This window comes from Natrinema sp. DC36, assembly GCF_020405225.1.
Lineage (GTDB): Archaea > Halobacteriota > Halobacteria > Halobacteriales > Natrialbaceae > Natrinema.
Genome location: NZ_CP084472.1, coordinates 1,103,071 through 1,124,924, shown reverse-complemented (window position 1 = coordinate 1,124,924; position 21,854 = coordinate 1,103,071). Strand labels below are relative to the sequence as shown.

Genomic DNA, 21,854 nt, shown 5'->3' with positions numbered 1-21,854 from the left:
TCGGGTCGTCGTCGAACAGACAGCGAGCCGTCGTCGAACGGACGTTCGGCTCGTCGGCGGGTCGAGCGTCGATACCTGCAGACGGCCACCGCGGGTCTGTCGTTCGCCGCTGTCGGTAGGTCTTTGCGGATGGCAAGCGAGCACACGCCCATGGCTCAGCAACCGTCGACCGAGGCGACTCGCGCGCCGTCCGTTGGCGAACTCACTCCACCGAATCGAACCCTGATGGGGCCAGGACCGAGCGACGTGAACCCGCGCGTGCTCCGGGCGATGAGCACGCCGCTCGTTGGTCACCTCGACCCCGCCTTCATCGAGATCATGGACGAGGTCCAGGAGCTATTGCGCTATACCTTCCGAACGGACAATCAGTGGACGATTCCGGTCTCGGGGACCGGCTCGGCCGCGATGGAAGCCGCCATCGGGAACGTCGTCGAGCCCGGCGACACGATGCTCGTCCCGACGAACGGTTACTTCGGCGGCCGGATGGCCTCGATGGCGCAGCGGGCCGGCGGCGAGGTCGTCGAGGTCGACGCTCCGTGGGGCGAACCGCTCGAGCCCGACGACGTCGCGGACGCGCTGGCCGAACACGATCCCGACGTCTTCGGCTTCGTCCACGCCGAGACGAGTACCGGGGTGCTCCAGCCCGACGTGCCGGAGCTCACCGACGCGGCTCACGACCACGACGCGCTCGTGATCGCCGACAGCGTCACGTCGCTGGGCGGCGTGGAACTGCGGGTCGACAAGTGGGACATCGACGTGGCGTACTCGGGGCCACAGAAGTGTCTCTCCTGCCCGCCGGGTGCGAGTCCGCTCACCCTCTCGGACGAGGCGATGGAGAAGGTCCTCTCGCGCGAGGAAGACCCTCGCTCGTGGTACCTCGATCTCTCCTTGCTCGAGGGCTACTGGGGCGAGGAACGCGCGTATCACCACACTGCACCGATCACGAACGTCTACGCGCTCCGGGAGGCCCTGCGCCTCGTCGCCGAGGAGGGAATCGAAGACCGCTGGGCGCGCCACGAGCGACTGGCCGGTGCGCTGAAAGCCGGGATGGAGGCGATGGGTCTCGAGATGAACGCGCCCGACGAGTACTGGCTGCCGAGCCTGAACGCCGTCCGCGTCCCGGAGGGCATCGACGACGGCGAGGTCTGCGACGCGCTGATCGAGCGATACGACCTCGAGATCGCCGGCGGACTGGGCGATCTCGCCGGCGAGATCTTCCGGATCGGCTGCATGGGCCACTCCGCGCGACCAGAGAACGTGATCTACGTCGTGACGGCGCTCGGTGACGTCCTCGAGTCGATGGGTGCGGCCGTCGATCCGGGTGCAGGCGTGACTGCGACGCGCAACGCGCTCGAAGAATAAGGAACGTCGTGACGGTCACTCGCGGACCGTCGGTTTCTATGCCGTTACTCGCGGTCCTGGAGGCGCTCGTTCGACCTGATAGTCCTCCCCGTCGACGACGATGATGGCCCACTCGTAGTTCGGATTCGTCCGTTCGAGTCGCGCCTCGAGATCGTCTGCGTCCTCGGGTTCGGCGACGAAACAGTGGAACTGTCCCGACGAAGCGGACGGAAGCTCGTCCGCCTCGAGGACGGCGTTTACGTGGACGACTTTCCACGCGCGTTCGGCGCGAAACTCGGGGCCGTTGCCTTCGACGGTGTAGCCTAGCTCAGCGAAGATCGACCTGGCCTGCTCGACGAGTCGCATGTTAACAGGACCCATTCACTACCACCTATGCCGGCATCCACCATAAATGTTAGTACGTAACAAGAATGTCCAGTTACTTCCCCACTAGTCGGAACTACCCAGTGATTTCGGTTCGGCGGTGCCCCGGTATCAGGAGTTTTCGTCAGTAATTGTCTATTAGGGACGAGTAGGGACGTTCCATCGCACGACTACCTGGCTTTAGTATCCGGTGCGGCGACGGCTCACTCGTGAGCGGCGTCCCACTCGGTGGGCTTCCGAAAGTTTCCACATCGATTGCATTTGATTCGGCCCATCGAATCCATCGCGTTGTCGAGGGTCTCACAGTTCGTACAGAACCAGCCGTAGCGGCTGTCGGCAGTGCTGGATTCGTAGGCGACGAGAAACGGCCCCTTCGACCCCTTGTCGCCGTCCGTCTCCGAAATATAGACGGTGCCGTCATCGTCGGTCGACCAGGTTTGCATGTCCGCCCATACCGTCGCTCGCGGTAAATGACTGTCTGTCCGGGTCGATATCGCCTCCTCGAGCACATCACGTGGCCGAGAACCGCGCCGGATCGGCCGACGGTTCGGTCGATAGTGTGTGACAAGTTCCCAGTGTGGACTGTCCGTACTGAAAGGTTTACCCGCACGGAAATCGTTCGGACGGGTAATGTCGCTGGTCGTGGTTCCCGTTCGGTATCCGTTGTCAAAGCACTCGAGACGAACGCTCGAGCGGGCGATCGAGGTCGCCCGCGAGCGGGAGGCCGCGTTGACGATCCTCCACGTCGACCTCTACCAGAACGGGAAAAAAGTGACGCGTCTGGACCTGAAAAACGCCGTCGAGAGAGCGTTCGGACGGCTGGAAAACGCCCGTTACGTCGTTCGAACCGGTTTTCTCGTCGAGGAGAGCATCCTCGACGAAGTCGCGGCGGAGCAAGCCGACGCCGTCGTCATCGGGAGCAAGCAAGCGAGTCGGCTCCGACGCATCTTCCAGCGCTTTACGGACAATCCCGATATCGACCGGTATCTCCGGAGCCACCTCGACTGCGAAGTCATTACGGTCGAAAGCGCGAGCGCGTAAGCCCGTCGACTGCCGCGTTCAATTTTCAGCCTCCTGTCCCCCGCCGATCGCCGTTATTCGTCGCCCGCGTTTCGCACGACGAACACCGGAATCGAGGCGTTGTCGACCACCCGCTCCGAGACGCTCCCGAGCGAGGTCACCTTCTCGCGCGGACTCTTCCCGCGAGTGCCGATAACGATCAGATCGATCCCCTGCTCGTCGGCGTACTCGAGGATCGTCTTCGCGGGCGTCCCCTGACGCACCTCGCTGACGGTCTCGAGGCCCTCGGCCGTCGCCCGTTCTTCGACGGTGGCGACGGCCTTCCGGCCCTCGTCCTCGAGCGTCCGCTCGAGGTCCGTACTGGTGTCTTCACCGGCGGCGGCGGTGACGCGGCTATCGACCACGTACAGCGAGTGGACCGTCGCGTCGTTGTTCGTCGCGATCGGCAGTCCGTGAGCCAGCGTCTGGGAGATCGTATCGCTTCCGTCGGTGGGAATGAGGACGTCGTCGTACATCTGTTGGATACGGAAGGATTGGACTGGGGGGCGTATAAATCACCACCACGATGGACACCGAGAGAACGAGCGTGCAGTCGTGAGCGGGAGCGCGGTCGTTACTGATCGGCCGGATCCGCGGGACTCCCGCCCGGTTCGACGGGTGAGTCCGCGGCTGTTCGCGCGAAGCCTGAATCGTCGACGGCCAGTCGCGCGACGCCGCTGGTTTCGTCGAAGACGTGGTGGCGGTGCGGGTAGGCGAACTCCACGTCGAGATCCGCCAACCGTTCGCCGATAGCGTCTTGCACCGCCGACCGGACGACGGTCTGCTTGTAGGGATGTTTCATCCAGAAGAACAGCTCCAGAGCGACCCCGTGGTCGCCGTACTCGTTGATGTAACAGGAGGGCGCTGCGGCGTACCGGGCGCTGCCGATCCGAATGTCCGGACCACCGGAGATGACATCGTCGACGCTTCGAGCGGCCCGCTCGGTGGCCTTTCGCGCCGCCTCGAGATCGCTCTCGTAGGTGATGTCGAGCCTGAGAGAGACCCGCGTGCGCTCGTCTTCCGCGGAATAATTGATGACATCGCGCGCGTGGATTTCGGAGTTCGGAATGACGATGAAGGTGTTCTGGAGGGTGAAGATCTTGGTGTACCGGATCGTGATGTCCTCGACGAACCCGCGGTGGCCGGCGTCGGAGACCTCGATCATGTCACCGATCTCGTAGGGCCGGTCGGCGAGGACGTAGAGACCGTTGATCAGGCTGCCGACCACCGGGGCGAGCACGACTGCGATGACGGCCGAGATCACGGTCACCGAGAGGAGGATTTGCGTGTCGCCGACGCCGAGGATACTCGCAGCGACGACGGCCGCCCAGATGAGAACGGCGGCCCTGACACCGCGGAGAGCGGTTCGCGTGACGCTCGGTCGTTCGATTCGACGGGCGACCGTTCGACCGGCGATCCGAACCGCGACCTTCGAGAGGTACCAGCCGACGGCGAGCACGACGAACGCGAGGGCGATCTCGATGAGGATCTCGGGAGGATCACCGGGAATGTTGCGCTGAATCGCGTTGACCGCCGAGCTCGCATTTCCCGCGGAGCTCTCGTTACCCTGAAGGACCCTGCGCATGGCAACACACTCTGGCCCGCAGTGGTTAAGCGTTCTGACCGTCCCTTTCGGGTACCGATCGTGAAACAACCCGATTTCGAAAACGCGTGCTACTCAGAATATAATAAATCATTTAGCTACTGGATGCGTAGGAGCAGATATGGCACCAGACGAACTTCGCTCGACTGTCGAGCGTGTCGGGGATCGGTTCAACCTCGGCGAGTACGAAATCGACGCCTATCTCACCGTGTTGGAACAGGGACAGCTCACGGCGAGCGAGATCGCGGACCGAACGAACATCCCCCAGCCCCGAGTGTACGATACCGTCCGTAGTCTTAGCGATCGCGGTCTCGTCGAACTGCGCGAATCCCGTCCCATGAAGGTCGTCGCGATCGATCCCGGAGAGGCGTTCGATGACGTCCAGACCTCCTTCGAGCAGATGATCGACGAACTCGAGGCCCGCTACACCGCGCCGGCGCGCGACACGGAGGCGGTCTCCCTCGTGAAATCGCGATCGACGATCCTGCGCTACCTCGAGGAGGTCATCGACGGCGCGGAGTTCGAACTCGCGCTCTCGCTGACGCCGGACCTGCTGACCCGGTTCGAAGCGGAGTTGCGCGACGCGATCGAGGCCGGCGTGAGCGTCGACCTGATCGTGACGCCGGCGAGCGAGGCACCCGATCCGGACGAGTTCGCGTACGGCGAGGTCGCGTCGACCGCCCGCGCCCGGCGAGGGATCACGACGCCGGTCGTCGCCGTCGCCGACGGCAACTATTCGGTCTACGCGACCCAGGACGCCCTGCGGGACGATCAGGATCGCTACGGCGTCATCTTCAACCGGTCGGCGCTGGGCTTTCTCGTCTCCAGTTTCTTCGGGACCGTTCTCTGGACGACCGCCGACCGAACGCTCGGCGAGGACGACACCGCGAGATCGTATCCGCGAAAGTACGCCTCGATCCGCCGATGCGTGAAAGACCTGCTCGACGAGGGCGGCGAGTTCTACGCGACCGTCGACGGTCGCGACGTCGAGGTCGGCGGCCGGCGGATCGTCCGCGGCCGCGTTCGCGACATCTCCTTCGAGGTCAGCGAGGAAGTCGCCAGCATCACGATCGAAACCGAGGATGGCGAGGAACTCTCCGTCGGTGGCCGCGTCGCCGCTCTCGAGGACATCGAAGCCCACGAGATCCGCATCGGCCGAAACGAACCGCCGACGCTCGAGGATCGCTGATCGGTCTCAGTGCAGAGAACCGAGCCTAAAACTTCGAGCCAACGAGGTGGCTTCGATCCTCGAGCCGGTCCGGCGGAATCTGCTCACCAGAGGAGAGGGGAAACTCTCGTAATCCGGCGGCCGGCAGTTGCCGACCACTGGCGCGCAACAGGTGATTAGAGACACCCTTCCGAACCGCTTTGCAACCGTGTCGATGGCAATCCTCACAGCGTTCGCCATTGGGTGACCATAACTGAAACGCGATTCGAACACTCACATTTTATTACCATATTTATAGCTAACAATTAAGGTGGTGAACGTGGTCCGTTGCTCCGCATGGGACGCGAATCCACCGACCGACGCGATCGCACTCGCTTCAGGCGGCGGTCGTTCCTGAAGGCAGCATCGGCGTCGACAGCAGGAGCGGTCGCCGTCACCGGCTGCCTTGGTCGGGGTCGCAGCCCGGGACAGGTGGTGATGACCGCCGCTCAGGACGTTGCGGGGATCATGCACAGCGATGGGGACGACCCGTCTATCCAGAAAGCGCTGTGGGACGCCGGTCTCGACGAGGACATCCGCGTCGAGATCCAGACCGTCGTCAGCGACTCCGCATCGCGAATGCAGACGACCCAGTCGGCGCTCGAGGCGGGACGGGCTCCCCCCGACATCCACATGATGGACAGCGGCTGGACGGTCCCGTTTATCCTTCGCGAGCAGACGGTCAACCTGACCGAACGCTTCCCGGAAGACGTCCTCGGCTACGTTAACGACACCTATCTCGAGGCGATCCTCGAGACGGCGCGCCATCCGCAAAACGGCGATCTACACGCCCTGCCGCTGTTTCCTGATCTGGGGTTTACCCTCTATCGCGAGGACCTCATCGAGGACGCCGGCTACGACACGAGCGGCTGGGGGACCGATCCGCCCCGCTGGGAGGAGTTCGCGAACGCAGTCCGCGACGCGAGGGACCAGGCCGACCTCAACTACGGACTCACGACGCAGGCGGCCGCCTACGAGGGGCTGTCGTGTTGTACGTTCAACGAGGTGATGACGACATGGGGCGGCGCGTACTACGGCGGCGTGGAGAACCTGTTTACCGCGGGCGACCGACCGATCACCGTCGACGATCAGCGGGTCATCGACGCGATCCGGATGATGCGATCGTTCATCGAGGGAGAGGAGGAAAACACCCTCGAACGGTATCCCCAGATCTGTCCGGCGGCGATCGTCCAGTGGACGGAACAGCAGTCGCTTGCCCCGTTCTCGGGCGGTGAGGCCGTCTCGAACCGCAACTGGTCGTACGCGATCGCGGAGACCGGGACCGAGGAGGCCTTCGGCGAGAACCTCGGCGTCATGACGAGACCGTACGCGGTCTCCCGGGAGGAAGCCCAGTACGCGGACGTCGGCGGCACCGCCGCGGCGCTGGGCGGCTGGAATCTCGCCGTGAGTCCGTTTTCGAACCGGGAGGAGGAGGCGCTACAGGTCCTCGAGGCGTTCGCTAACAGAGAGGTAATGCTCACCGTCTTCGAGCTGGGTGGGTTCCTCCCGCCGAATCTCGATCTGGTCGCGGAAGCCGATCCGAACGATGTCGGCCCCGTCGCGCGGTACGCCGACGTAGTCCAGTCGGCCAGCGATAACGCGATCCCGCGACCTGCAACGGACCTCTGGCCGGAGCAGTCGGCGCTAATTTATCAGGCAGTCAACGGGGCATATCGCGGCGCACAGGCGCCCGAAGCCGCAATGAACGATCTCGCGGAGGAACTCGAGCAGAGCGAAGCGGAGGTGCAAACGAATGGGAACTGATTCCAACGACGAGCAGCGTCCCGACGACGGCACGGCACCCGCCAGCGAACCGCTGACCGACGGCGGGACGCTAACCGGCGGCGAATCCGGACGGAGCCAGGATCGGGAGCGGACCGGCAACGCCGTCATGAACTGGATGGAGAACCTGAGCGAAGCGGCGTATGCGTACCTGCTGTTGCTGCCCGCGTTCGCGCTGCTGACGCTGATCGCGTTCTACCCGCTGATCCGGACGTTCGTCATTTCGCTCCGGGCCAACCAGACGCGGGGGTTGGAACCGCTGGGCGCCTTCGTCGGCATCGAAAACTACGTCGACATTCTCACCGGGAACGCGCGGCTAGCTCGACAGTTCCTCGACGTCGGGCTGACATCGTCGTTCCCCTTCGTCGAACTCGGCACCCCGTTCTTCCAGCAGGCGCTGTTCGTCACGCTCGCGTTCGCGGTCATCAGCGTCGTCATCGAGACGGTGGTCGGATTCGGCCAGGCCTACGTGCTCGATCAGGACTTCAGGGGCCGACGCTGGGTCCGCGTGGCGATCATCCTCCCGTGGGCGGTGCCGATCGTCATTCAGGGGATGATCTTCTTCCTGCTGTTCCAGCCGACGGTCGGGTTCGGTTCCGACCTCATGCAGAGTCTCGGCATCTTCAGCGCGACGCCGCTGGCGAACAGCCGGGACGCGTTCATCATCATCCTCGTGGCCGACATCTGGAAGTCGTCGGCGTTCATGGCCTTGCTGATCCTCGCGGGACTCCAGAGCGTCGATCGCAGTCTGTACGATGTCGCGCGCGTGGCAGGAGCCTCGCCGTGGCAGCGGTTCAAACTGATCACGCTCCCGCTGATAATGCCGGCGCTGTTGGTCGCGATGCTGTTCCGAACGATGGACGCGATGCGAGTCTTCGGGCTGATCGAATCGACGGCCGGCTGTACCACCGTGCCGTCGCTAAGCTGTCTCGTCGTCGAGGCGATGTTCGGCGGGACGCGCATCTACGCGACGGCCGCCGCCGTGGCGTTCGCGACGGCGCTGGTGATCGGCCTGATTATCGGCGGCTACGTACTGCTCTTCCGCGACACCGAAGGAGGGATGTACTAATGACTGATCCATCAGATTCCACTGAGCCGAACGATAGCGGAGGTATCGGCGACGGCGGGGACGATCGACCACGAGATCCAACCCTCCGCCGGCCCGACGGCGGCGAGCCGACGGACCGTTCCGCGGGCCGCCCCGACGGCGGCACGAACGTCCTCGAGGACGCCCGCGAGGCGGAACTCGATCGCGGCCCGCTCCAGCAGTGGGTCTCCGACTCCATCTCCCACCCCGAGCGAGTGTACCGCGCGATGTTCTACGTCGCGGCGATCTTCTTCCTCTTTACGACCCTGTTTCCATTCTACTGGCTGCTCATGGTCGCGCTCACACCCGAAGGACAGCTCCAGGACATCGTCTTCACTCCCAACGGCTTCAATCCCGACGCGTTCATCGAGGTCTTCGAGGTCGTCCCCTTCCACGTCTACATGTTCAACAGCTTCGTGATCGCACTGGCCTCAACGGTCGTCGTCCTCGTCATCGCCAGCCTCGCGGGCTACGCCTTCGGCCGCCTCGAGTTCCCCGGCCGGACGCCGCTCATGTTGCTCGTGCTGGTCATCTCCTTTTTCCCGCCAGCGGCCTTCTTCATCCCGCTGAACGACCTCTTTAACACCTCGTTTTTCTTCCTCGAGCCCATCACGGGCAACGGGACGCTCTACAACACGCCCTTCGCGCTGGTGACGCCGCTGTCGGCGATCTTCATGCCGCTGGCGATATTCATCCTCACGACGTTCTACTCGCAGATTCCCGACGGGCTCGAGGACGCGGCCCGCGTCGAGGGAACGACTCGGCTGGGCGCGCTGTTCCGCGTCATCATCCCGCTGTCGGCACCCGGCGTCGCGACCGCCGGCGTGCTGACGTTCATTGCCGTCTACAACGAGTTCTTCTTCTCGTTCCTGATGACGGACGGCCAGCCCGAAAACTGGGCGCCGATTCTCGACGGCATCCTCGCCTATCAGGGACAGTACCAGGTGTTGTACAACCTCATGGCCGCGGCGAGCATCCTCGGGGTCATCCCCGTCGCGATCCTCGTGGTCATCGCACAGGAAAAGATCGTCAGCGGACTGACTGCCGGCGCACTCAAAGAGTAACACAATGGCACGAGTACGACTCGAGAACATCACGAAACGGTACGGAGAGGAAACGGCGGTCGACGACGTCAGCCTCGAGGTCGAAGACGGCGAGTTCGTCACGTTCGTCGGCCCCTCGGGCTGCGGGAAGTCGACGACCATGGAGACCGTCGCGGGGCTGACGACGCCCTCGGAGGGACGGGTGTACATCGGCGACGACGAGGTCACCAACCTCGCCCCGAAAGACCGGGGCGTCGCGATGGTCTTCCAGAACATCGCGCTGTTCCCTCACATGGACGTCTACGAGAACATCTCCTTCGGACTCCGGCTCCGGAAGTACGACGACGAGGAGGTCCGACGTCGCGTCGAGCAGGCCGCCGACATCGTCCAGCTCGAGGGGATGCTCGATCGGATGCCGGCCGATATGTCCGGCGGCCAGCAACAGCGGGTCGGCATCGCCCGCGCGATCGTTCGCAACCCGGACGTGTTCCTGATGGACGAGCCGCTGGCGAACCTCGACGCGAAGCTGCGGGTCCACATGCGGACCGAGCTCCAGCGCCTTCACCGGGAACTCGACGCGACGGTCATCTACGTCACCCACGACCAGGCCGAGGCGATGACGATGTCCAACCGGATCGCCGTCCTGAACGACGGCAAACTCCAGCAGATCGCGCCGCCGCTCGTCTGTTATAACGAACCGACGAACCTGTTCGTCGCGGGCTTCATCGGCTCGCCGTCGATGAACTTCGTCGAGGGCGAACTCGTCGAAAACGGCCTCGAGACGAACAACTTCACCGTCGATCTCGATCCGACGCTGATTCCGGACGTGACGGTCGGCGACGCCGTCACGCTGGGGGTCAGGCCGGAGGACGTCCATCTGACCCGATACGCCGACTCGCTCGCCGCGCCGACGGCACCGATCGACGCCCGGACCGACGTCCTCGAGCCGATGGGAGACGAGGTCTTCGTTTACCTGTTACTCGCCGAGGCCGAGGCGGGATCGATGGACAAAGATGCCGCGACGTCACCGAATCAACTGTTGATGAGCGTCACCCCCGACACGGATATCGAAGCGGGTCAGGACGTCGACGTCGTGCTGGATCGATCGAATATTCACCTCTTCGATACCGCCTCCGGAGAGGCGCTGCTTCACGGCCTGACGGACCTTCCCGATCGCGAACCCGGCACGACCCGGAGGGAAGCGGACAGCTAGTCCCCCGTTCATCGATGACTGAGACGGGGGACCGGGACGATCGCTGTCGGTTTCCCGCCGAATCAAGACGGACCCGTACTTGGGTCGGCTCCCCCTTGCGACTCGGTCCCGGTCGGCCCCTCCCCGAGTACTCGGTTCGCTTTGGTCCCCTCGTTTGGCAACGGACCGAAGTCGCTCGAGCGAGGACATTCGATATAGCGTCACAGGGTGTATCAGACTGGTGCGAGACGAACGAAGGCAGTTCCAGGATCACAGGGAAATGACATCGAACCGAACAGATATCGAAACTGGCATCGTCGGGTTGGGAAACATCGGCCAGTACCACGCCGAGCGACTCGTGGAACTCGGCGTCACGCTGGCCGGCGGAATGGACATCGCCGCCGAAGCGCGAACGCGCTTTGCCAGACGGTACGACGTCGACGTCTACGACGATCACCGCGAATTGTACGACACCGTCGACGCCGTTATCATCACGACGCCGAACAAGTACCACGAGGAGTACGCGGTCGACGCCCTCGAGCGGGATCTGCACGTCCTGCTCGAGAAACCGCTGGGCCACTCGATCGAAAGCGCAGAACGGATCGCGGACGCCGCCGCCGCGTCGAAGGGGTGCGCGATGGTCGGATTTAACAACCGGTTCGCCAACACCGTCCGGATCGTGAAAAACCGCATCGATCATGGCGAGCTCGGCGATATTTCCCACGTCGAAGCGAACTACGTCCGGCGGCGCGGTATTCCGGGGCGGGGATCCTGGTTCACCCGGCGACAGATCGCCGGGGGCGGCGCACTCATCGATCTCGGCGTCCATGCCATCGATCTCGCCCTCTACCTGCTTGGCTACCCCGAGGTGACTGAAGTGAGCGGCGTCGCACGGAGCGAGTTCGGCTCCCGCGACGAGTACGCCTATCTCGACATGTGGGCCGACGATGCGGGACCCGACGGTTTTGACGTCGACGACTCCGCCAGCGCGTTCATCCGCTGTGCGGGAAATCGGACGATCTCGCTCGAGGTCGCCTGGGCGACCAACCGTCCAGCCACCCACGAGTTCGTCGCGCGCGGAACCGAGGCCGGTGCACGGTTCGACCTCCTCGAGGGCGATCTCTCCATCTACTCGGCGAGTAACGTCGGTCCCGACCACCTCGAGGATACGACGATCGAGACGCGACAGAACGACACCCACACAGACGAACAGCGGGCGTTTTTCGATCGGATCGTCGGCGAGGGAAGCCCAGACAACAGCGTCGCGGAGGCCCTCGAAGTGCAGCGTGTCATCGACGGCATCTACCGCTCGAGCGAGGAGGAACGGACATACACGATCGACGAAGTGACCGATTCAGGCGAATAGCTGCGTTTGGACCGCCGTTCGCCACCGAGATCGACCGGTATGAGCCGACAGCTGTGGTGACAGCACCGAACCGAAACGCGAACGGGTCGCCGCACCGACGGGGCGATTTCGTGCACGACGTTTACGGCGCGAAGCCACCAACGGTCGAACATGGAAACGCCTCCCGAACTGAAGGACGTCGCCGGCGACGGGGACGAAATCACGATCGGTAACCGCGAGTACGGCGACGAGAGCGTCATCGCCGTGGATTTCGGTCCGACCGGCGAGAACCCGTCGGTCGACGTCGTCGACGACACGGCGATCGTCACCGTCGGCGGGAAACAGTTCGAGTTCGACGTGCCGGCGGGAGCGAGCGATGTGATCCTCAACGACGGGATTCTGACGATCAGAGGCTGACCCTCGAAGGCTGACCCACTCGAGTACGTCGATCGGCCGATACCCGGACGAAGCACTGCGACGACCGATTCTCGCCGGCCGTCGTTTTATTGCGCCGGCAGTGGTCTCCCCTCCCATGGAGATCGGCGTTCATACCCCCCCGCTGGCCGACGAACCGCTCGAGAGCGCGCTCCCCTACCTCGACGGGATCGGCGTCGAAACGATCGAGCCGGGCGTCGGCGGCCATCCCGGCCAGGACCATATTACGCGGGCCGAGTATCTCGACGACGAGACCAAGCAAGCCGAACTCGACGACCTCCTCGAGGAGTACGAAATGCGGATCAGCGCGCTCGCAACCCACAACAACCCGCTGCATCCGGACGACGAGCGAGCCGAGACGGCCGATACGGAACTCCGAGAAGCGATCCGGTTAGCCGGCCAGCTCGAGGTCGGAACCGTCACCTGTTTCTCGGGGCTCCCGGCGGGGAGCCCGAACGACGAGACCCCGAACTGGATCACCGCACCCTGGCCGCCCCAACACGCCGAGGCCCTCGAGTACCAGTGGAAGCGGGCGATCGAGTACTGGGGCGAGATCGCCGAGTACGCCGACGATCACGGGGTCGACGTGGCGATCGAGATGCATCCGAACATGCTGATCTACGAGCCCCACGGGATGGCGCGACTGCGCGAAGAGACGGGCGAGCGGATCGGCGCGAACTTCGATCCCTCGCACCTCTACTGGCAGGGGATCACGATCACCGACGCGATCCGATATCTGGGCGAGCGCGAGGCGATCCACCACGTCCACGCCAAGGACACCAGAATTTACGACGCTCAGGCCCGCGAAAAGGGCGTACTGGATACGACGCCGTACACCGACGAGCCGAATCGATCCTGGCTTTTCCGGTCGGTCGGCTACGGCCACGGCGAAGCCCACTGGAAGGACATCGTTTCGACGCTTCGCATGGTCGGCTACGACGGCGCCCTGAGTATCGAACACGAGGACTCGCTGACAAGCTCCCGGGAGGGCCTCGAGAAGGCGGTCGACCTGCTCGAGCGGGCGATCTTCGAGACCCAACCCGGAGAAGCCCACTGGGCCGAGTGAACCGAAACGGGGCTACTCTTCGATCGGACTATTGACGGAGTCGTCGGACGAGGGATCCCGAATTTCGATGTCGCTACCGTCGCGAACGATGATTTCGTAGCCCTCGTACTCGAATCGGACTACCACGCTGCTGGCGGTACCGGCGGTGGTAGTAAACAGTTCGTCGAGCGCTTCCGGATTGACGACCGTAAACAGCGGGTCGTACGCCGGCGGCTCGACGTCGGTGACGTCGACACCTTCGCGCGCTGCGATGGCCTCGATGATAGCCTGGGTCGGCGGAACCGTCCCGTCAGGCGTCGACGTATTGTCCAGATAGGACATACCTGTCACTTTGCTAGTCCCGCTGATAAGGATGATGGCAAATATATACAATTGATACGTAGCAGTTATATCCGCGTGACGGAGTGATTACGGCCTCTCGGACGAAGCGACCGGCGATTCCGCCGTCAGTCGTTCCCCTCACCTCGCGCTCGCTCGAACAGTTCGATCGCCCGCTCCCGTCGATCGGCGTGTTCGACGATCGGTGCCGGATACGCCGGCGCGATTCGCTCCCGCTCGACTCGCTCGAGGTCGTGCCAGCCGTGAATCTCGTCGGCGGTCGCCTCGCCGAGTTCGGAAACGTACTCGCGGACGTACTCGCCGTCGGGATCGTACTCGCGCCCCTGCTTCATCGGGTTGAACACGCGGAAGTACGGCTGCGCGTCGGTACCGGTCGACCCGGCCCACTGCCAGCCGCCGACGTCGTTCGCGGTGTCGTGATCGGCGAGCTGCTGCCGGAACCAGTCGTAACCCGCCCGCCAGTCCGTCAGCAAGTCCTTCGTCAGAAAGGAAGCGACGAGCATCCGCACACGGTTGTGCATCCACCCCTCCGCGCGGAGCTGACGCATCCCGGCGTCGACGATCGGAAACCCCGTCTCGCCGGCCTTCCACGCCTCGAGTTCGTCGGGGTCGTTGCGCCACTCGATCTCGTTCGCGTAGCCGCTGAAGTTCTCGACGACTGTCTCGGGATTGAACGCGAGGACGTGCGCGTAGAACTCGCGCCACACGAGTTGGCGCTGGAACTCGCGGACGCTCTCGCGGTCGTCGGTCGTCTCGGCTCGCTCGGCGGCCCGCTCCGTGGCCGCGTACAGTTCCCGCGGCCCGATCGTTCCCCACTTGCAGTGGGGAGAGAGTCGCGACGTCCCGTCAGTGGCCGGATAGTCGCGCTCCTCGGCGTAGCGGTAAATCGGCCCCGAACAGAAGTCGTCAACGCGCTCTCGAGCGACCGTCCTCGTTACGGTGGGCGGCGTCGCCGCGGGTTCGTCGAACCCGAGCTCCGCGAGCGACGGAATCGTCTCGCCGGAAACGGTCGCGAAATCGGTCCCAGCAGGCTCGTCCGCAGGTGCCCGCTTCTCGCGATCGCGCCACTTCGTCCAGAAGTACGAAAAGACCGAGTAGTGCTCGCCCTGGTTCGGCGTGATCGACCCCGGTTCGTGGTGGATCGAATCGTGGACCGACTCGCAGGCGACGCCGTCGTCTGCGAGGGCCGCCCGGACCGCTCGGTCGCGCTCCCGCGCGAGGCCACTGTAGTCCTCGTTCCAGACGACGCTCGACGCGCCGGAATCGGCGGCGACGTTGGGAACGACCCCGCTCGCCTCCCCGCGCTCGACGATCAGATCGCTCCCGTGCTCACGATACCGAGACCGCAGGTCGCGGAGCGCCTCGAGCAGGCACGCGATCCTCACCGGCGACGCGTGCTCGAGAACGGTCGGATCGAGGACGAACAGCGGGACGATTGGATCGTCGATCGACGCGGCGCGTGCGAGCCCGCGGTTGTCGATCGTCCGAAGGTCCCGCCGGTGCCAGTGAACGATCACGGTCGGAGTACGGACTCGAAGGGCGAAAATACCGGGGTGCTGGCACCCCGCGAACGCCAGTGCGACTCGAGCGGCGCATCGAACCGCGTCTCGGACGGGAGGATGGAGTCTCGACGATCGCGGGTACCAGCTAAACCGTGGAACGACGATCGCGGATACCAGCGAGACTGCGGAAATACGACTGCACGCTGGACCGTTGCAGTTCTCGATTAGTTCTTCGTATCGGTGGGAGCGAGAAGTCGATCGATCGCCGAGCGAAAGCCCGGGCTCTCGTGGTACCACAGCCAGCAGCCGACGCCCGCGGTAAGTAGCGAGCCGGCGATCATCCCGAGTGTTGCAGTCAGGTACGCGGTCGACCCGTCGCCGGAGACGGCGAAGACGTTCGCGGGGTTGTCGTGAATGAAGAAGAAGTACACGACGAACCACGCGTTCGTGAGCAGCGTCGAGACCAGCACCGGCGCGCCGTACGCGTAGTTACGCGCCCAGATCAGGCCGATCGCACCCAGCGGCCCGAGCAGTCCGACGATGGCGATAAACGCCGGTTGCCCCTGCGTGAGCGGGGCGTCGACCGTCGACAGCCCAATCCCGAACAACCCACAGAGCACGAGGTAGATGAGAAACGGCGTCGTGACGATGAGTCGTTGATCCACATCGTATCGTGGTCACCTGTTCATCTTAACTGTTATTACCAGTGACTCGATCAGATCGCGGATCGCTAATCGGTCGACCGTGGGCAGGAAACAGGTCGAACGGACGACCGACGATCCGGTTCGGGACGAATCGGCCGGCGAGCACCGATGGACCACGAGCGCCGAGCGAGAGTATAGGGACCGATTACCACGAGAGTCGGACATCGACAATATATCGGCTCACGTGTCGTTCACAGTACGAAGAGAATAACGAATTGTGTTATTCGCAACTGAACGGCCATGAGGGGTCAGGAACAATCGAACGGTACCGCACAGTCGACGATTCGGAACGCGCTCGAGTCGGCCTTGCGTCGAAGCGACGATCAGACGGTCATCGAGGAGTGCCGGCGCTGTGGCACGACGCTCGAGTCGGTGTCGACGTGTCCGTCCTGCGGCGGAAGCGACATCGTCGAATATCGGATTCGGTAAGGACCGCCCACGAGAGGCGAGCGATCGGGAGCACTGGAGAGTCACTGCGAGCCGACGGGAATCCCATCCGTATCGATCGCATCTCGTCGACCGTCGAGCACCGTGAACCGCTCGCCGCGGCGCGACTCGAGCCAGTAAAGGAGGCGTTCGGCCCACTCGAGTTTGTGAGCCTTCGCGGGGTCGACCGCGGGATCGTCGAAATCCCAGCCGACGAACTCGAGGCGCGCGGCGCCGACGTGGTCGGCGAGAAACGCCGCGCGGTCGCCGTCGGTGAAGCCGCCGACGTTTCGGACCGATCCGCAGGGTGCAGCCTGCGTTGTCGGGAGGACGTACGCACCGTCGCACTCGGGAACGACATCGCGAATCGCCGCGAGGTTATCACCGTGGCCGTGGACCGCGACCGGAACGCCCTGAGCTGTGAGTCGTTCGACGGTGTCGGGATTCTTGTCGAGATCGGTCACCATGCAGTCAACGTCGATGCCGTGGCTCGCGAGCGTGTCGACGGCCGTCGATGCGGCGAGGATGACGTCGGCCTCGCGCGCTCGCTCGAGGTGCCGATCGGTCTCGAGCGACGGGCCGGCACCCGCGATAGCGGCAGTCACTCCGCTGACGAACGAAAGGCCGGCGAGGTCGAACGATTCCTCAAGAACCGACGCGAGGAGATCGCGTCCTCGTTCGTCACCGGCACGGTCGTAGCCGAAATCGGCGCAGATCGCCTCGTAGACGGGCTCCCACTCGTCGAACTCCATGCTCGGTCTCGTCGCGCTATCGGTTTGTGTGTTCGGTCTCGATCCCGCGTTTCCGGTCATCCGGTGTGGGCTATCGGATAAACATGTGTACCGATTACCGAGTGGGCTATGGGCCGGCACGTCGGTCACCTCGCGTGGGCGATGGCATCGTCACTGTGCCATGAGACGGTCGCAACATCCCAATCGAGGGTTGTCACTGGTCGGCGTAAGACCACAATAATTCCGTGTTGTGGGCCGGGGGTCGCCTCCAAAGTACCCCTACCCGGGAGGCCGCCCGGCGTCCAATCCCCCTTTTCGAAGCATCCGGCATAAGCTTTCTCTTAACGCAGCACCCTTGACAACTCCCGTCCGAAATCGCTGAGACGACCGTTTTTGGCAGTTAAATCGGTGGCAACATCGGAAATAGTCCCTGTCGATCCAACGAGTAACCATTTCCCGTCGGTCACCCGTCGGATGCCCGCGCCGTGCTCGAGTGCGACCGTCGTGAGCCGGTCGCTCGCGTCGGGCGCGAGGCCGTCGATCTCGAGGAGGTGGGGCTGCCAATCGCCGGCAATCGCGGGATCGATGCCGCGTTCCCGGAGCTGCGTTCGAAACTCCCGGGTGGAGTGGACGTCCAGTTGCGAGATCGTGAGTCCGTCCGCGGTAACGCTCGCGCGCTCGGTGAAGGCCTTCCCGATCAGGGCCGCGTCCCGCGTTTCGGCCACGTCGTGGGTCCTGATCACGTGTGCGCCGCGCTCGACGGCCATCGATGTCGCCGCGAGGCTGACCGGGAGTCGCTCCTCGGTCTCCCGATCCGCGATCTCGCCGAGGAAGTTCTTCCGATTGATCGAGACCAGCATCGGTCGCCCGAGTGCGCGGAACTCCCGAAGCCGGCGGAACGTCTCGCGGTCGTCCTCGAGCGTCTGGGCCTCGCTCCACCCGCCGAACGCGGGGTCGACGATCGTCTTGTCGGTCAGCCCGTTCTGTTTCAACGCCTCGTAGACTTGATCGACGTAGTCGGCTGTTTCCGCCCAGTCGGGCGACTTCCGAACGGCCCAGTCGGTTTCCTCGACCGCCCCCGGCCGCTCGAGATTCGGCGGACTCGCCATCTTCGCGACGGCGACGTCGTGCTCCTCGCAGACGCGCGGCATCTCGGGATCGGCGAAACCGCAGATGTCGTTGACCATGTCGAACCCCTGCGAGAGGGCCTCGTCGGCGACCTCGGCGTAGCGCGTCTCGATCGAGAAGATCGCGTCCCCGGAGACGCTCTCGATCGTGTCGAGCGCGACGTGGAGCCGCTCGAGTTCTTCGTCGGCCGAGAGCACGTCGAAGCGTTTGTTCGCGGACTCGAGGCCGATGTCAACGATATCGGCCCCTTCGCCGATCAGCTCCTCGTCGACGTAGCGAGCCGCCTCGCCGGGATCGTCGAAGACGCTCGGATCGTAGGGAGACTCCTCGCTGACGTTCAGTACGCCCATGATCCGGGGCGGGTAGTCGTCTCCGATCCCCAGACCGGCGGCGTCGACGCTGTTCATACCCGGACTGTGAAAGCGAGACAAAAAGGTATCGCGGTTCCGCCGAGTCGGAGCGCAGCGAGCAGTAAGCGGGAGTGAGCGTGGTTTACTCTTCGTCTTCGAGGACGGCAAGCCGCGAGTCCCGCAGGAGCACCTTCTTGACGATCGAGGGGTTCTCGAGCAGGCGGTGTTTCGCGTGTGCGCCGCGGCCGCGTCCGCGTCCCTCGCGCTCGGACTGGATCACGTTGAGGAAGTTCTGTTCCTGCAGGATCTCCTGGACGCGGCGCTCGGAGAGGACGTCGAAATCGAGTCGGCGGGCGATCTCCTTGTACTGGTTGTAGATGATCTTCGTCGGGAACTCCTTTTCCGAACTGTTCTCCGTCAGCAGCGTCAGCGAGTAGAGGATCGCTTTGGCCTGCTGTGGAGAGCCCTCGATCAGTTCGTTGAACCGGTCGGCCTCGGTCTTCTCCTTGGCGTCGCGGACGTGATCCGCGGTCACTCGGGTATCGCTTCGCTTCTTCGCGATCCGGCCCGCGTTCCGGAGGATGTCGATCGCCTTGCGGGCATCCCCGTGTTCCTGAGCGGCGAGCGCGGCGGTGAGCGGAATGACGTCGTCGGAAAGCACGCCGTCGTGAAAGGCGTCGCGGCGCTTCTCGAGGATCTCGACGAGCTGGTTCGCGTCGTACGGCGAGAAGACCAGTTCGTCCCGCGAGAGGCTCGACTTGACGCGTTCGGAGAGGTGGTCGGGGAAATCGATCTTGTTCGAGATGCCGATGATACCGATGCTCGAGTCCGAGATACGCCTGTTTTCGCCGGCTCGAGAGAGTTTCCGGAGGACCTCGTCGTCCTCGAGCATGTCGATCTCGTCGAGGATGACGATGGTGACGTCGGTGCAGTGGTCGATGGCCTGCCAGAGGCGCTTGTAGTAGTCGCCTGTGCCTAACCCCCGGTCGGGGACGCTGACCCCGCTCGCCTCGGGGTCGTTGACGAGCTGGGCGATCGTCTTGACGATCGACGCCTCCGTGTTCTGCTCGCCGCAGTCGATGAATGCGTACTTGACGGTGATGTCGTCGTGCTGGGCCTCGGTGATCACGCGCTGGGTGACCGATCGCGAGATGAGCGATTTCCCGGTGCCGGTCTTGCCGAAGATGAACAGGTGATTGGGTTCGCTCCCGAAGACTGCCGGATTCAGGGCGTCCGCAACCCGTTGCATCTGCTCGTCGCGACCGACGATCCGATCGGGGCCTGGGAGGTGCGTGATCTCGAGCAGGCGCTCGTCGGCGAAGACCGGATCGTCGTACCGAAAGAGCGGGTCTCGATCGTCGTTGGCGGACATTGCGGTACCGCGCCCCTTCCAACTGGATTGAAATAAAGGTGTGGGGATCGATCGCGGATGTAAATACCCCGACAGAGCGACTCGAGTGGAACCTCGCGGCCGCATAACCGGAATTTGCCCTGAACGCCTGCCTCGCGCTTCTAACCGCCGACGCTGCCCGTCACCACCCACGGACACCCCCGTCGCGGATGTAAAGCTCGCGTGCTCGACCGGCCAACGACCGCGCTGTACCCGGTTTCGGTGGTGAGATCCCGTTCGACGAACGAGGACAGGATTCACATGAATACGGCGAACGAGGGCTCGAGGGACCGAACGAGCGATTCGTCGGTCACTGCGCGGGGCCCACACCCCCCTCGCGTTTGTAACGGCAATAACGGAGGGGTGATCGAGAATTATATCCGGATCTCTACACTGTTGGATCCATACGGATCAATTTTACATCCGCGGCACTGGTGTGTTCCAACAAAAGACCCCCACACGTATATCGCCTTACAAACGCGAGGGGGGTGTGTCCCTCTCTCACTCTCTCCACTGAACGATCGATATCCACTCCTGCGAACAATTCCAATCGAGAATAGACGCAATTGGATTCCAGAGAGACAGTATCCCAGAAACGCAGAAACGCAGAAACGCGGTATATAGATATAAGTAGAATATGGTGCCCCAGTTCTACTCTAGTCTATACTAGACTAGAACTAGCTAGAGCTAGAACAGAGATGAGAGAATGAAGTATGATGGTGAAGTAACTCGAGACCGAAATAATCAAAGCCCGAAAACGAAACGGGGAGAGTTCATCGAGACGTGAACGCGTTCTTTTTGCGTTCGCGTTCGGTACTCCAGCTATGAACGCACCCACCGAGACAGCGCCCCCGTCACGCTCTCTTCCTGTCACCGGAACGGATCTTGCACAAACAACGGATCTCCGTCTGGAATCCTCCCCATCCAAATCCCGATGACCGACGAACCGATCCCAGATGGATCGCCTCCGAGTCGAACGACGCCGGCGGTTGCGGTCGTCGACGCCCAGTCACCGGGCAACGTCGGAACCATCGCTCGCGCGATGAAGAATTTCGGCTTCGAGGACCTCCTGCTCGTCGATCCGCCGGAACTGGACCCCGACGGTGAAGCGTACGGCTTCGCGGGGCACGCTCGAGAGGACGTGCTCCCGAACGCCGACGAGATCAGTTTCGACTCGCTCGTCGAGAACTACCACACGATCGGTTGTACGGCCGTCACGAACGAAGATGATCACAGCCACATGCGATTCCCCTATTCGACGCCCGCCGAGCTGGCCGACCGGCTGCCGACCGTCGAATCACCCACCGCGCTCGTGTTCGGTCGCGAGGGTGTCGGCCTGACGAACGCAGAACTCGCACGGATTGACGAAATCTGCTCGATCCCTGCGAACGCCGATTATCCCGTACTCAACCTCGGGCAGGCGGCCACGATCACCCTCTACGAACTCCAGTCGTTGACGCTCGACGAGACCCAGTTGCCCGACCTCGAGCGCGTTCGAGCTCCCGAGCCGACCGTCGATCGGCTCTACGATCAGTGGGCGGCCCTGCTCGAGGAGATCAACCATCCCGAGGAGAAACGCGAGAAGACGATGCGCATGCTCCGGCGGGTGTTCGGTCGGGCCGATCTGACCGAACGCGAGGCGAACACGCTGCTGGGACTCCTCCGTCGGGCGACCGAACGGCCCGCCGAGGACTGATTCGTCGTCGACCGGCCACTCACTCACCCACTCCGACCCACAGC

At 63.6% G+C, this 21,854-nt stretch carries 22 protein-coding genes; 12 read left to right on the top strand and 10 right to left on the bottom strand.

The genetic code is table 11. The annotated features are described in order from the left end of the window. The first annotated feature begins 150 nt into the window (after positions 1 to 150). Positions 151 to 1,362 (top strand): alanine--glyoxylate aminotransferase family protein, encoded by a 1,212-nt coding sequence (locus LDH74_RS06145; protein ID WP_226041643.1) that lies wholly within the window; start codon positions 151 to 153, stop codon positions 1,360 to 1,362. Between the two features lie 36 nt (positions 1,363 to 1,398). Here LDH74_RS06145 and LDH74_RS06140 read toward each other — a convergent pair whose 3' ends face one another. Next, entirely contained in the window at positions 1,399 to 1,707 is a 309-nt protein-coding gene (locus tag LDH74_RS06140) for a hypothetical protein (protein WP_226042506.1), read from the bottom strand. A 221-nt stretch (positions 1,708 to 1,928) separates the two neighbouring features. Beyond that, on the bottom strand, positions 1,929 to 2,168 hold the full coding sequence (locus LDH74_RS06135; protein ID WP_226041642.1) for a DUF5816 domain-containing protein: 240 nt from the start codon (positions 2,166 to 2,168) through the stop codon (positions 1,929 to 1,931). A gap of 187 nt (positions 2,169 to 2,355) precedes the next feature. On the opposite strand from LDH74_RS06135, the gene LDH74_RS06130 reads away from it, so the two are divergent. Then, complete coding sequence (locus LDH74_RS06130; RefSeq protein WP_098727089.1) at positions 2,356 to 2,766, top strand: universal stress protein; 411 nt, start codon at positions 2,356 to 2,358, stop codon at positions 2,764 to 2,766. Positions 2,767 to 2,819: 53 nt separating this feature from the next. Here LDH74_RS06130 and LDH74_RS06125 read toward each other — a convergent pair whose 3' ends face one another. Continuing rightward, the gene (locus LDH74_RS06125) at positions 2,820 to 3,260 is read right to left on the bottom strand and encodes a universal stress protein (RefSeq protein ID WP_226041641.1); all 441 of its coding nucleotides are present in this window, start codon (positions 3,258 to 3,260) and stop codon (positions 2,820 to 2,822) included. Between the two features lie 98 nt (positions 3,261 to 3,358). Then, positions 3,359 to 4,369, bottom strand: a complete 1,011-nt coding sequence (locus tag LDH74_RS06120) for a mechanosensitive ion channel family protein (RefSeq protein ID WP_226041640.1) — start codon at positions 4,367 to 4,369, stop codon at positions 3,359 to 3,361. Positions 4,370 to 4,508: 139 nt separating this feature from the next. Here LDH74_RS06120 and LDH74_RS06115 point away from each other — a divergent pair, with 139 nt between their 5' ends. The 8 genes from LDH74_RS06115 to LDH74_RS06080 all read left to right on the top strand — a co-directional run bounded on the left by LDH74_RS06115 (position 4,509) and on the right by LDH74_RS06080 (position 13,544). Then, a complete protein-coding gene (locus LDH74_RS06115; protein ID WP_226041639.1) occupies positions 4,509 to 5,576 on the top strand; it encodes a TrmB family transcriptional regulator in 1,068 nt (355 codons plus the stop codon). A gap of 315 nt (positions 5,577 to 5,891) precedes the next feature. After that, complete coding sequence (locus LDH74_RS06110; RefSeq protein ID WP_226041638.1) at positions 5,892 to 7,358, top strand: extracellular solute-binding protein; 1,467 nt, start codon at positions 5,892 to 5,894, stop codon at positions 7,356 to 7,358. Continuing rightward, positions 7,348 to 8,445, top strand: a complete 1,098-nt coding sequence (locus LDH74_RS06105; RefSeq protein ID WP_226041637.1) for a sugar ABC transporter permease — start codon at positions 7,348 to 7,350, stop codon at positions 8,443 to 8,445. Before LDH74_RS06110 ends, LDH74_RS06105 begins: the two co-directional genes overlap by 11 nt. Further along, on the top strand, positions 8,445 to 9,527 hold the full coding sequence (locus tag LDH74_RS06100; protein ID WP_226041636.1) for a carbohydrate ABC transporter permease: 1,083 nt from the start codon (positions 8,445 to 8,447) through the stop codon (positions 9,525 to 9,527). Before LDH74_RS06105 ends, LDH74_RS06100 begins: the two co-directional genes overlap by 1 nt. A 4-nt stretch (positions 9,528 to 9,531) precedes the next feature. Then, the gene (locus tag LDH74_RS06095; RefSeq protein ID WP_226041635.1) at positions 9,532 to 10,719 is read left to right on the top strand and encodes an ABC transporter ATP-binding protein; all 1,188 of its coding nucleotides are present in this window, start codon (positions 9,532 to 9,534) and stop codon (positions 10,717 to 10,719) included. Between the two features lie 259 nt (positions 10,720 to 10,978). Beyond that, on the top strand, positions 10,979 to 12,064 hold the full coding sequence (locus tag LDH74_RS06090; protein ID WP_226041634.1) for a Gfo/Idh/MocA family oxidoreductase: 1,086 nt from the start codon (positions 10,979 to 10,981) through the stop codon (positions 12,062 to 12,064). A gap of 150 nt (positions 12,065 to 12,214) precedes the next feature. Continuing rightward, positions 12,215 to 12,460 carry a hypothetical protein gene (locus LDH74_RS06085; protein WP_226041633.1) on the top strand — a complete coding sequence of 82 codons (246 nt, stop codon included), beginning with the start codon at positions 12,215 to 12,217 and terminating at the stop codon, positions 12,458 to 12,460. Between the two features lie 115 nt (positions 12,461 to 12,575). Continuing rightward, a complete protein-coding gene (locus LDH74_RS06080) occupies positions 12,576 to 13,544 on the top strand; it encodes a sugar phosphate isomerase/epimerase (protein ID WP_226041632.1) in 969 nt (322 codons plus the stop codon). A 12-nt stretch (positions 13,545 to 13,556) separates the two neighbouring features. Here the strand turns inward: LDH74_RS06080 and LDH74_RS06075 are convergent, their stop codons facing one another. The 3 genes from LDH74_RS06075 to LDH74_RS06065 all read right to left on the bottom strand — a co-directional run bounded on the left by LDH74_RS06075 (position 13,557) and on the right by LDH74_RS06065 (position 16,050). Next, on the bottom strand, positions 13,557 to 13,865 hold the full coding sequence (locus LDH74_RS06075) for a HalOD1 output domain-containing protein (RefSeq protein ID WP_226041631.1): 309 nt from the start codon (positions 13,863 to 13,865) through the stop codon (positions 13,557 to 13,559). A gap of 125 nt (positions 13,866 to 13,990) precedes the next feature. Then, entirely contained in the window at positions 13,991 to 15,400 is a 1,410-nt protein-coding gene (locus LDH74_RS06070) for a deoxyribodipyrimidine photo-lyase (protein WP_226041630.1), read from the bottom strand. A 209-nt stretch (positions 15,401 to 15,609) separates the two neighbouring features. After that, positions 15,610 to 16,050 (bottom strand): hypothetical protein, encoded by a 441-nt coding sequence (locus tag LDH74_RS06065; protein WP_226041629.1) that lies wholly within the window; start codon positions 16,048 to 16,050, stop codon positions 15,610 to 15,612. A 279-nt stretch (positions 16,051 to 16,329) separates the two neighbouring features. Between LDH74_RS06065 and LDH74_RS06060 the strand changes: the two genes are divergently transcribed. Continuing rightward, complete coding sequence (locus LDH74_RS06060; protein ID WP_226041628.1) at positions 16,330 to 16,518, top strand: hypothetical protein; 189 nt, start codon at positions 16,330 to 16,332, stop codon at positions 16,516 to 16,518. A gap of 41 nt (positions 16,519 to 16,559) precedes the next feature. Here the strand turns inward: LDH74_RS06060 and LDH74_RS06055 are convergent, their stop codons facing one another. The 3 genes from LDH74_RS06055 to LDH74_RS06045 form a co-directional block, all read right to left on the bottom strand. Further along, a complete protein-coding gene (locus tag LDH74_RS06055; RefSeq protein WP_226041627.1) occupies positions 16,560 to 17,267 on the bottom strand; it encodes a 6-hydroxymethylpterin diphosphokinase MptE-like protein in 708 nt (235 codons plus the stop codon). A gap of 320 nt (positions 17,268 to 17,587) precedes the next feature. Beyond that, a complete protein-coding gene (gene folP, locus LDH74_RS06050) occupies positions 17,588 to 18,781 on the bottom strand; it encodes a dihydropteroate synthase (protein WP_226041626.1) in 1,194 nt (397 codons plus the stop codon). A gap of 85 nt (positions 18,782 to 18,866) precedes the next feature. Beyond that, positions 18,867 to 20,096 (bottom strand): orc1/cdc6 family replication initiation protein, encoded by a 1,230-nt coding sequence (locus LDH74_RS06045; RefSeq protein WP_226041625.1) that lies wholly within the window; start codon positions 20,094 to 20,096, stop codon positions 18,867 to 18,869. Positions 20,097 to 21,048: 952 nt separating this feature from the next. On the opposite strand from LDH74_RS06045, the gene LDH74_RS06040 reads away from it, so the two are divergent. Continuing rightward, positions 21,049 to 21,810, top strand: coding sequence for an RNA methyltransferase (locus LDH74_RS06040; RefSeq protein ID WP_226041624.1), 762 nt, complete (start codon positions 21,049 to 21,051; stop codon positions 21,808 to 21,810). The last annotated feature ends 44 nt before the right edge of the window (positions 21,811 to 21,854 follow it).

Excerpts from the sequence above, each read along its gene's own strand:
- LDH74_RS06145 (WP_226041643.1), top strand. The coding sequence starts at position 151 with ATGGCTCAGCAACCGTCGACCGAGGCGACTCGCGCGCCGTCCGTTGGC.
- LDH74_RS06140 (WP_226042506.1), bottom strand. The coding sequence starts at position 1,707 with ATGCGACTCGTCGAGCAGGCCAGGTCGATCTTCGCTGAGCTAGGCTAC.
- LDH74_RS06135 (WP_226041642.1), bottom strand. The coding sequence starts at position 2,168 with ATGCAAACCTGGTCGACCGACGATGACGGCACCGTCTATATTTCGGAG.
- LDH74_RS06130 (WP_098727089.1), top strand. The coding sequence starts at position 2,356 with ATGTCGCTGGTCGTGGTTCCCGTTCGGTATCCGTTGTCAAAGCACTCG.
- LDH74_RS06125 (WP_226041641.1), bottom strand. The coding sequence starts at position 3,260 with ATGTACGACGACGTCCTCATTCCCACCGACGGAAGCGATACGATCTCC.
- LDH74_RS06120 (WP_226041640.1), bottom strand. The coding sequence starts at position 4,369 with ATGCGCAGGGTCCTTCAGGGTAACGAGAGCTCCGCGGGAAATGCGAGC.
- LDH74_RS06115 (WP_226041639.1), top strand. The coding sequence starts at position 4,509 with ATGGCACCAGACGAACTTCGCTCGACTGTCGAGCGTGTCGGGGATCGG.
- LDH74_RS06110 (WP_226041638.1), top strand. The coding sequence starts at position 5,892 with ATGGGACGCGAATCCACCGACCGACGCGATCGCACTCGCTTCAGGCGG.
- LDH74_RS06105 (WP_226041637.1), top strand. The coding sequence starts at position 7,348 with ATGGGAACTGATTCCAACGACGAGCAGCGTCCCGACGACGGCACGGCA.
- LDH74_RS06100 (WP_226041636.1), top strand. The coding sequence starts at position 8,445 with ATGACTGATCCATCAGATTCCACTGAGCCGAACGATAGCGGAGGTATC.
- LDH74_RS06095 (WP_226041635.1), top strand. The coding sequence starts at position 9,532 with ATGGCACGAGTACGACTCGAGAACATCACGAAACGGTACGGAGAGGAA.
- LDH74_RS06090 (WP_226041634.1), top strand. The coding sequence starts at position 10,979 with ATGACATCGAACCGAACAGATATCGAAACTGGCATCGTCGGGTTGGGA.
- LDH74_RS06085 (WP_226041633.1), top strand. The coding sequence starts at position 12,215 with ATGGAAACGCCTCCCGAACTGAAGGACGTCGCCGGCGACGGGGACGAA.
- LDH74_RS06080 (WP_226041632.1), top strand. The coding sequence starts at position 12,576 with ATGGAGATCGGCGTTCATACCCCCCCGCTGGCCGACGAACCGCTCGAG.
- LDH74_RS06075 (WP_226041631.1), bottom strand. The coding sequence starts at position 13,865 with ATGTCCTATCTGGACAATACGTCGACGCCTGACGGGACGGTTCCGCCG.
- LDH74_RS06060 (WP_226041628.1), top strand. The coding sequence starts at position 16,330 with ATGAGGGGTCAGGAACAATCGAACGGTACCGCACAGTCGACGATTCGG.
- LDH74_RS06055 (WP_226041627.1), bottom strand. The coding sequence starts at position 17,267 with ATGGAGTTCGACGAGTGGGAGCCCGTCTACGAGGCGATCTGCGCCGAT.
- folP (WP_226041626.1), bottom strand. The coding sequence starts at position 18,781 with ATGAACAGCGTCGACGCCGCCGGTCTGGGGATCGGAGACGACTACCCG.
- LDH74_RS06045 (WP_226041625.1), bottom strand. The coding sequence starts at position 20,096 with ATGTCCGCCAACGACGATCGAGACCCGCTCTTTCGGTACGACGATCCG.
- LDH74_RS06040 (WP_226041624.1), top strand. The coding sequence starts at position 21,049 with ATGACCGACGAACCGATCCCAGATGGATCGCCTCCGAGTCGAACGACG.